7 protein-coding genes are annotated in these 7,402 nt (G+C 39.4%); 3 read left to right on the top strand and 4 right to left on the bottom strand.

Going from position 1 to position 7,402, the window contains the following annotated elements; all coding sequences use genetic code 11:
* The first annotated feature begins 286 nt into the window (after window positions 1–286).
* Complete coding sequence (locus tag PN497_RS02860; RefSeq protein WP_137668982.1) at window positions 287–763, top strand: low molecular weight protein-tyrosine-phosphatase; 477 nt, start codon at window positions 287–289, stop codon at window positions 761–763.
* A gap of 69 nt (window positions 764–832) precedes the next feature.
* On the opposite strand, the gene PN497_RS02855 is transcribed toward PN497_RS02860, so the two are convergent.
* Window positions 833–1,516 carry a response regulator transcription factor gene (locus PN497_RS02855; protein ID WP_096569125.1) on the bottom strand — a complete coding sequence of 228 codons (684 nt, stop codon included), beginning with the start codon at window positions 1,514–1,516 and terminating at the stop codon, window positions 833–835.
* A 232-nt stretch (window positions 1,517–1,748) separates the two neighbouring features.
* On the opposite strand from PN497_RS02855, the gene smpB reads away from it, so the two are divergent.
* Both smpB and PN497_RS02845 read left to right on the top strand, forming a co-directional pair.
* On the top strand, window positions 1,749–2,216 hold the full coding sequence (gene smpB, locus PN497_RS02850; RefSeq protein ID WP_096569128.1) for an SsrA-binding protein SmpB: 468 nt from the start codon (window positions 1,749–1,751) through the stop codon (window positions 2,214–2,216).
* A 119-nt stretch (window positions 2,217–2,335) separates the two neighbouring features.
* Window positions 2,336–2,614 carry a WGxxGxxG family protein gene (locus PN497_RS02845; protein WP_096569131.1) on the top strand — a complete coding sequence of 93 codons (279 nt, stop codon included), beginning with the start codon at window positions 2,336–2,338 and terminating at the stop codon, window positions 2,612–2,614.
* A 133-nt stretch (window positions 2,615–2,747) separates the two neighbouring features.
* Here PN497_RS02845 and PN497_RS02840 read toward each other — a convergent pair whose 3' ends face one another.
* The 3 genes from PN497_RS02840 to cofG all read right to left on the bottom strand — a co-directional run bounded on the left by PN497_RS02840 (window position 2,748) and on the right by cofG (window position 7,153).
* Window positions 2,748–4,160: an IctB family putative bicarbonate transporter gene (locus tag PN497_RS02840; protein ID WP_096569134.1), complete on the bottom strand. Its 1,413-nt coding sequence runs from the start codon at window positions 4,158–4,160 to the stop codon at window positions 2,748–2,750.
* A 194-nt stretch (window positions 4,161–4,354) separates the two neighbouring features.
* A complete protein-coding gene (locus PN497_RS02835) occupies window positions 4,355–5,920 on the bottom strand; it encodes a GAF domain-containing sensor histidine kinase (protein WP_096569136.1) in 1,566 nt (521 codons plus the stop codon).
* 315 nt (window positions 5,921–6,235) lie between these two features.
* Window positions 6,236–7,153: a 7,8-didemethyl-8-hydroxy-5-deazariboflavin synthase subunit CofG gene (gene cofG / locus PN497_RS02830; RefSeq protein WP_096569139.1), complete on the bottom strand. Its 918-nt coding sequence runs from the start codon at window positions 7,151–7,153 to the stop codon at window positions 6,236–6,238.
* Window positions 7,154–7,402: the final 249 nt, after the last annotated feature.

Genomic DNA, 7,402 nt, shown 5'->3' with positions numbered 1-7,402 from the left:
TGGTCTTGATGGTAATTCTTGACATACCTGTTTTAACTGCCATACCGCCTTGTCTATAGGATTTTCCCAACTTGTAATTCTTTCATGTCTGAGTGGTCATGCCCAACTCCCTTCTGTTTCTGGTATCCACGCTATGGTACTTTATCCGTATCCAGGGGTAACAGGATGACCTCCTTTTCCACCTTGGGCATAATGTTCGTAGGTTCTCTCTTTCAGAGTGGGAGCATCTGGTCTGTTTATTACATGGTAGATTACATCATTTCCCTAAAAGGATTAACCCCGAAAAATGTCTTACAAGTTACTATTTGTCTGCCTTGGTAATATTTGCCGATCGCCTTCGGCAGAAAATATCATGAATCATCTGATTGATCAAGCTGATCTGAGCGATAAAATTTACTGTGATTCTGCTGGTACTTCTAGTTATCACATTGGTAGTCCACCTGACCGCCGCATGAGTGCTGCTGCATCTGCTAAGTTGGGAATTAAACTACTTGGGCAAGCTCGTCAGTTTCAAAAATCAGACTTTCAAGAGTTTGATTTAATTTTGGCGATGGATAAGGATAACTATCAAGATATTCTCGCTGTTGACCGTTCTGGAGAATATCACCATAAGGTTCGTTTGATGTGTGATTTTTGCTCTCAACACGATCTCAAAGAAGTTCCAGATCCCTATTATGGCGGAACAGAAGGATTTAATCAGGTGATTGACCTCCTCATGGATGCTTGTTCAGGTCTGCTAGAATATGTGATCAGGGACTGGTGACTGGGGACTGGTGACTGGTGACTGGTGACTGGTAAAAATCTTTTCTTCCCCTGCCTCCTGCCTCCTGAACTACTCTACAAGACCATGCTTGATGGCAAAACGCACCAGTTCTGCGCGATTACTGGTTAAAGTTTTTCTCAATAAACTGCTGACGTATTTTTCAACTGTTCGCGGACTGAGGTGTAGTTGATTACCCATTTCGGCGTTAGACAACCCGTGAGTCAATAGTTCTAAGACTTCCTGCTCTCTTGTAGTTAATGATAATAACAACTGAGAATTGACAATTGGTGTTGATAAATGATTTTGTCCGTGTATTGATTTTATCAGGTTAGACCCATCTAAACTTTCTTGATAAGAGAAGCGGTATTCTGATTGAATAATTTGCGATCGCTCTAGTAAATTACGAATAGCTGCGGCTAACTCTTCTAGTTCAAAAGGCTTAGGTAAGTATAAATCACATCCTGATTGATAACCAAGAATTCTTTCTTGGGTTTTGGTTCGGGCTGTTAACAAAATTACAGGTAACAACCTAAACTCAGCTTGTTGACGCACCCGACGCACCAGTTCATAGCCGTTCATCTTTGGCATGACAATATCTGTCACCATCAAATCAGGATGGTTCTTTTCCACCATAGACAAAGCCTCTTGACCGTCATCAGCCATGATCACCGAATAGCCAGACAGTTCAAGATAATCACTGATAGACAGACGAGTGCCGAGGTCGTCATCCACTACAAGGATCTTCAAGGGCATGGACAGTACACCCCTAGCATTTTTCTTACTCAATATTTTGCTATTATATGCTTAGGAAGTGTTCATAAAATTTAATGTTATTTTAAATTTTAATAATGTTACACTAATAGATTGAATTAAATAGAAAATATAATGTAAAATTCAATTAGTCGAAATTCATTATTCAAATTACAAATGTTTTAAACAACGAAGTAAAACGACTAAGCAATATTTAACATAAAGCAGATTTTCAATGAGTGACAAAAACGAAGGTTATAAAGTAATTAGCGACAATCGCCAAGCTCGTTATTTGTATGAAATCCTAGAAACCTACGAAGCGGGAATACAGCTGGCAGGTACGGAGGTAAAATCAATACGGGCTGGTAAAGCAAATCTCCAGGATGGCTATGCGTTGATTCGCAATGGTGAAGCATGGCTAATAAATGTACATATTTCTCCCTATACCTCTAGTGGACAATATTTTAATCATGAACCGCGTCGGACTCGTAAATTACTGCTGCATCGGCAAGAACTCCGCAAGCTAATTGGTAAAGTAGAACAGCAGGGTTTAACCTTAGTGCCGTTAAAAATGTATCTGAAACGAGGCTGGGTAAAAGTCAGCATCGGTTTATGTAAAGGGAAGAAAATTCACGACAAGCGGGAAAGCCTCAAACGCCGTCAAGATCAGCGTGATATTCAACGAGCAATGAAAAATTATTAGCTAAATATACCCTGAGCCTGATTTACAGCCAACTCTAGATTATAGCCGCAGATTGATTTGGCAAATCGGAGGAATAGATACATTGGTGAATATCCGAGTCGGTATAAGGCACTTTCACCATGAAACGTAATTTCACCAAAACCATTGGCGCTGGAGTTCTGACGCTGACAATGGGAATTGTACTCTTAAATTTACCCGCACAAGCCCAAGTGACTCAACCTAGAACAGACATTGTACCAGACAGGACTGTTTATTATGATCGTAACGATGTTGATTGGGGTTGGCTGGGATTAATTGGCCTGTTGGGTTTAGCTGGTTTAGCCGGTAAAAAGCGTGGAGAAGAACCAACTCGTTATCGTGATCCTAATGCACCAGGAGCTACCAGTTACAGAGACTAACATCAACATCAATTTTAGATTTTGGATTTTAGATTTTGGATTTTAGATTTTGGATTTTAGATTTTAGATTTTAGATTTTGGATTATGAGTAAGTGTTTCATAAGCAAAACATCTAAAATCCAAAATTGTTAGCTTAGGCTGTCGGTTCTGGGTGGACTTGATTTATTTGAGAAGTTAAAGGAGTCCAATAGCTGGCGACTAAAGCAGCCATTAACCACCAAACGGTATTAACTTCAGGACGATACCAGACAGTATCTACTGTGCCATGAGCAAGCATACCGAGCAAAGTTGCGATCGCCCCAATTAACCAAAATCCATCTTTACTTCTCAAGTTTAGGAAACGGTGCATTTGCATAAATGCCGTATTCAAGATGACAATTATTAACCACAGAAAACAAGCTAAACCCAAAAAACCTGTTTCTACAGCCGTCTCCAGGAAAATTGAATAGGCACTCAAAGCAGTATAACGGGGACGTTGGTAAAGAGGATAAACTTTATTGAAAGAATTGTGACCAGGACCGATACCAATAATGGGGCGATCGCGGATCATTTCAAAAACAGCATCCCAGACATTGCGGCGAAAATTATTACTACTATCTTGACGATCTGCAAAAATACTAAAAACTCGCAACCGTACAGGTTCAACAAAAATCACCGCCAACACCAATACCCCAATCAAACCCCCTACAATAATTGGCAATGACCAAGTGCGCCAAAAAGGTGGCATTTCCACACTCCACCAATAAACCAACAATGCCATTGCAGCCAAAAGCCCCACCACCAAACCAATCCAGCCCCCACGACTAAAAGTAAGAACCAAACAGGCTGTATTAACAACAAACATTGTTACTGCTAAAGCTTTCCTAATCCAACCTTGCCAAACAAAAATAGCCACCAAACTTAAAACCACTGCTGGTATTAGATATCCAGCCAATAAGTTAGGATTACCTAAATAACTGTAAACCCTGGTGGTCTTAGCCAAGCTGGACTCTGGATCAACCCAAGTAGCCAATGCTTTAGCGCCAAAAAACCATTGCCGAATTCCATATACACTGACAATCAGAGATATATGTAAGTAAAGAGTAATCAACCAAGACCGCAAACGGGAAATTCTGAGAACTCTAGCGCATAGAACAAAAAGCAATAAATAGAGTGTTAACGTTACCAAATCACTCAACGCGGCCTTTTTCACTGGTGATAAAGCTGTAGCTGCCACAGCAATAAACCAATAGAGCAAAACTAGCAGATGAATTGGCGTGAACGAAGCGGCATTTGTCAGACTTGTATCATCAGATAAAGTCAATAGCACCCAGAACCCCACGCCAGCTACAAGCAGCAAACCGATTAGGGTACTAGAAACAAAAGGTGCAAGAGCATAGATAAGACTAAGTAGAGCAGCCGCTATCGTATCTCCCCACTGCATTAAAATACTGGTTTGTCGCCAAGGACGTAAAATCCCCACCATCAACCGATGCAGGTAACTGGTATCCAGATATTCTCTGAGCGGTACAGAGGATAAAGTCAATCTTTGCCAGACTAAATTCATAAACAAGGTTGTGATCAACTAGCACCTAATTGTAGAACTTAGCCTTAATCATAATCCGGTGGTTGGTAATTGGTGATTGGTGATTGGTAATTGGTGATTGGTAATTGGTAATTCAATGAAAGGATTTTGGATTGTTTTTGTCAATTCCAATCTAAAATCTAAAATCTAAAATCTAAAATTTTCTTCCCCAGTCACTATTTAGCGGAATTAGCCGTTGGCAGTGGCAAAGAAATTACATAGCGATATCCTGATTCTGGAGAACCTTGGATGGAAATCTGTCCACCATGTAGTTCTGCCATCTGACAGCTGAGTAACAAACCCAGTTTTTCACGAGACAGATTCACAGAAGTATTACCTAAATCCTTATCTGATCTATCAACCAAGATTCCTAATTGCTGCTCAATCAAATTGGCTGACTTTTCCCAATTTCCTGGGGCATTCTTTTGATTTTCTAAATCAGAATCATACTTTTCAGACTTACCCAAGATTTCTGATATGGACAAAGAATCAAGACGTAAATAAGAGTCAATTTCACCGTTTCCATCTCCTACTCCTAACCAGGGATGGGAAACCCAAATAGTAATACAGAGCGTATTTTCTTTATAAGAAATATGAACACGAACAATACTACCTGTAGTAGAAAGTTGAATAATGCTAAACAACAGGTTATACAAAATTTGTCGCACCTTATCTTTATCTAAAGGCCAAATGCGATTGTGTCCTGGTTCTATAGACAAGCGAATTTCTTGATTCCGACGGACAGCCACTTCTGATAGAGTGTTGATAGCTTGTTGACACAGCATTTCAATATCTACAGGAGCTAAGTTCAGCACATTAGAATTATCACTTAATGTTCCTAGTTCGGTAATTTCATTGACTAAAGACAATAAGTAGCGTCCACTGTGTTGGATAATCTCTAGATATTCTCGCTGCTTTGTTGTTAAAGGCCCATAAATTTCACGTGCCAGAACACCAGCCATCCCCAGTACGGATGTTAAGGGTGTACGCAATTCTTGAGTTAGTTGGCCTAAGAGTTCTAGTTTCAGTTGCTGAGTAGAATTACAAACATTTTCTAGAATGGGTGGTGCGATTTTCAAGTCAATTGCCTGTTCTTCCTGGAATGGCAAGCTAGGAATACTTGTATTGGGAATACTTGTACTGGGAATACTTGTAATAGTGCTTTTTTGGAATTGACCTTGCAACAATCGGTTGCGTTCAAATTCACTCATGCACCAACGAGCAATGATTTGCAAAAACTCAATTTCTCGATCTGTGAAATTGCGTGGCTGACGATTCATGACTGCCAATGCACCCAAGCAGTATCCTGAAGCATCAATTAATGGCGCTCCCAAGTAGGAACGGATGCCATATTTTTGGACTAACTTACTGGTAGATATTGGTGTATTTATTGCTGATTTTGTATCATTAATAACTAATGTTTGAGAATTTTCTACCACCTGAGAGCAAAAAGAATCCCGTCGTAATAATTGACGTTTTTGTGCTAGATCATTCATGAGACCTAATCTTGATAAACCCACTGATGATTTGAACCAGTGAACTTCTTGGTCCATAAATCCCAAAATAGAAATTTCTGCTGCCAAAAAGTGAGCAGCTGTTTGAGTAGCTTCTTCAAATACCGGAATTGTTTCTGGTTGCCGTAAACCCAAGTCTAACAATACTCTGATGCGTTGTTCTTCTTTTGTGTCTAAACCATTCCAACCATCATTGGGGGCAAATAGTTTGTTTTCAGGCTCTATCATTGCTACTGCTACCTTGATACTTGCTACATACTGTAAGTTGTGTAACCGCTGGGATGAGGTTACTATTTCCTATTTTTCAGCATTCCCCAATTTCACTTGGGATTAATACGTTGGAAAAAATTTTTTTTCTACTAGCAGTATCAGGCTAAAGTCAGCCTACACAGATAATAGTAAAACCTTGTTGGTGCATTGCTTTTTTTACTCTTCTTTTATACTTCATGGACTAGCAAAAGGCTGTGATATACACTTTTTCAATTTCAAATTGCCTAAAATCCCTGACCTGTAATATTTTCATGTTTATTCAGCAAACCCTAATTACCTATTTCTTAGAAACTGAGGATAAACAGGCAACCTGGTTACTAACTCCCAGCCCCCAGAGTGTAAAATTTCTCTTAATCTCTGTACCTGTAAATGGGGATAATCTGGGTTAACTTCATCTTTTGGACCTATACCCCCCAAATCTCTCGCACCTGCATCTAAACACGCTAATAACCAATTTTCATCTAGCACTAAATTAGGCGGAATTTGAATTGTAATATTTGCGGGTAAAATTTCCCGTGCTTTCCTGATCACGTGCGGTAGTTGATGAGGATCAAAAGCTTCTGCGTTAAAGGTTTGCTGACTTCCCGGACTGTGGGGTTGCAAAATAACTTCTTGTATATGTTGATAGCGTTGATGCAACTCAGAAATAGCCGTCAAAGTTTCCCATCTATCATCTTCACTTTCTCCTATTCCCAATAACAACCCAGTCGTAAAGGGAATTTGCAACTCTCCCGCCCATTGTAATTGTTGTAAACGCACTTGAGGTAATTTACTCGGTGCATGACGATGAACAGTATTTAATAACTTGGGTGTCAACTGTTCCAACATCAACCCCATCGAAACATTAACATTTTTCAGCTTTTCCATTTCCGTAAAACTCAGTGGTCCGGCATTGGTATGGGGTAAAAATCCCATTGATAAAGCTAAAGCACATAAATCATAAATAAGCTGAAACCACTTTTCCCGCCTTGATGATAAAGGATGAACTTCACCGCTGAGAATGAGTATTTCACAGACATTTTGATTTTTTAAAGGTAATAAAATATTCTCTGCTTGTTCTAGCTTCATCCAAGGACGTGAACCTGGTTCAACACGAAAATTACAATAACTACATCTATTAAAACATTCGTAAGTAGGAACAAGAGTATATGCAGGACTATAAGTGACTACCTTGGGACTAGATGAGAGCATTTTTACAATCCAGAGAATAAGTTTACAAAAATATAAAGCCTGTAACCCTTACTATATCTAGGTTTTCTGATCCTATGAGAAAAATTTTAAAAAATATTACGAAAACCCCTTTACAAATCGAAATATTTGACCTACTATAAAGTCATCAGGTAGAAACACCTACCAAAACATACATACATAAAACGCAATCATAAGAACATGACAACCGCCATCCAACAGCGCCAAAGCGCCAACGTATGGGATCGTTTC

The organism is Sphaerospermopsis kisseleviana CS-549, from assembly GCF_028329225.1.
GTDB classification, from domain to species: Bacteria; Cyanobacteriota; Cyanobacteriia; order Cyanobacteriales; family Nostocaceae; genus Sphaerospermopsis; species Sphaerospermopsis kisseleviana.
Note: the sequence above shows the minus strand (reverse complement) of the source record. Positions and strands in the feature narration are given on the sequence as shown.

Bases quoted from the DNA above. Each gene is read 5' to 3' on its own strand.
- PN497_RS02835 (WP_096569136.1), bottom strand. From the start codon at position 5,920: ATGATAGAGCCTGAAAACAAACTATTTGCCCCCAATGATGGTTGGAAT.
- PN497_RS02845 (WP_096569131.1), top strand. From the start codon at position 2,336: ATGAAACGTAATTTCACCAAAACCATTGGCGCTGGAGTTCTGACGCTG.
- PN497_RS02860 (WP_137668982.1), top strand. From the start codon at position 287: ATGTCTTACAAGTTACTATTTGTCTGCCTTGGTAATATTTGCCGATCG.
- smpB (WP_096569128.1), top strand. From the start codon at position 1,749: ATGAGTGACAAAAACGAAGGTTATAAAGTAATTAGCGACAATCGCCAA.
- PN497_RS02855 (WP_096569125.1), bottom strand. From the start codon at position 1,516: ATGCCCTTGAAGATCCTTGTAGTGGATGACGACCTCGGCACTCGTCTG.
- cofG (WP_096569139.1), bottom strand. From the start codon at position 7,153: ATGCTCTCATCTAGTCCCAAGGTAGTCACTTATAGTCCTGCATATACT.
- PN497_RS02840 (WP_096569134.1), bottom strand. From the start codon at position 4,160: ATGAATTTAGTCTGGCAAAGATTGACTTTATCCTCTGTACCGCTCAGA.